Source organism: Kitasatospora sp. NPDC096128 (assembly GCF_040303105.1).
Lineage (GTDB): Bacteria > Actinomycetota > Actinomycetes > Streptomycetales > Streptomycetaceae > Kitasatospora.
In genome coordinates this window covers 1-1,317 of sequence record NZ_JBEOSP010000125.1, presented here as the reverse complement: position 1 = coordinate 1,317, position 1,317 = coordinate 1, and the positions used below count along the sequence as shown (strand labels likewise).

The following is a 1,317-nucleotide window of genomic DNA, read 5'->3' as shown; positions in this document are numbered from 1 at the left end:
AATGACACGACTTCGGTGATGTGCTTGAGCCCCGCTACATTGTCGGCGCGGAATCACTTGACCAGTGAGCTATTACGCACTCTTTCAAGGGTGGCTGCTTCTAAGCCAACCTCCTGGTTGTCTCTGCGACTCCACATCCTTTCCCACTTAGCACACGCTTAGGGACCTTAGTCGGTGTTCTGGGCTGTTTCCCTCTCGACCATGGAGCTTATCCCCCACAGTCTCACTGCCACGCTCTCACTTACCGGCATTCGGAGTTTGGCTAAGGTCAGTAACCCGGTAAGGCCCATCGCCTATCCAGTGCTCTACCTCCGGCAAGAAACACGTGACGCTGCACCTAAATGCATTTCGGGGAGAACCAGCTATAACGGAGTTTGATTGGCCTTTCACCCCTAACCACAGGTCATCCCCCAGGTTTTCAACCCTGGTGGGTTCGGTCCTCCACACGGTCTTACCCGCGCTTCAACCTGCCCATGGCTAGATCACTCCGCTTCGGGTCTTGGGCATGCAACTCAACCGCCCTATTCGGACTCGCTTTCGCTACGGCTACCCCACACGGGTTAACCTCGCTACACACCGCAAACTCGCAGGCTCATTCTTCAAAAGGCACGCAGTCACGGCCAGCCGGCAAGCCGACTGACGACGCTCCCACGGCTTGTAGGCACACGGTTTCAGGTACTATTTCACTCCGCTCCCGCGGTACTTTTCACCATTCCCTCACGGTACTATCCGCTATCGGTCACTAGGGAATATTTAGGCTTAGCGGGTGGTCCCGCCAGATTCACACGGGATTTCTCGGGCCCCGTGCTACTTGGGAGATGAGCAAGCAAGCCGTACAGATTTCGTCTACGGGGGTCTTACCCTCTACGCCGGACCTTTCGCATGTCCTTCGACTACCCATACGGTTTCTGACTCGCCCAGCCGCCGGCAGACGACTGAAGCTCATTCCCACAACCCCGCACTGGCAACCCCTGCCGGGTCTCACACCAGAACGGTTTAGCCTCATCCAGTTTCGCTCGCCACTACTCCCGGAATCACGGTTGTTTTCTCTTCCTGCGGGTACTGAGATGTTTCACTTCCCCGCGTTCCCTCCACATACCCTATGTGTTCAGGTATGGGTGACAGCCCATGACGACTGCCGGGTTTCCCCATTCGGAAACCCCCGGATCAAAGCCTGGTTGACGGCTCCCCGGGGACTATCGTGGCCTCCCACGTCCTTCATCGGTTCCTAGTGCCAAGGCATCCACCGTGCGCCCTTAAAAACTTGGCCACAGATGCTCGCGTCCACTGTGCAGTTCTCAAACAACGACCAGTCAC

At 56.8% G+C, this 1,317-nt stretch carries 1 rRNA gene; it reads right to left on the bottom strand.

The window, feature by feature from the left end:
* Positions 1 to 1,270 (bottom strand): 23S ribosomal RNA (locus tag ABTY61_RS41860); the annotation flags it as partial.
* Between the last annotated feature and the right edge of the window lie 47 nt (positions 1,271 to 1,317).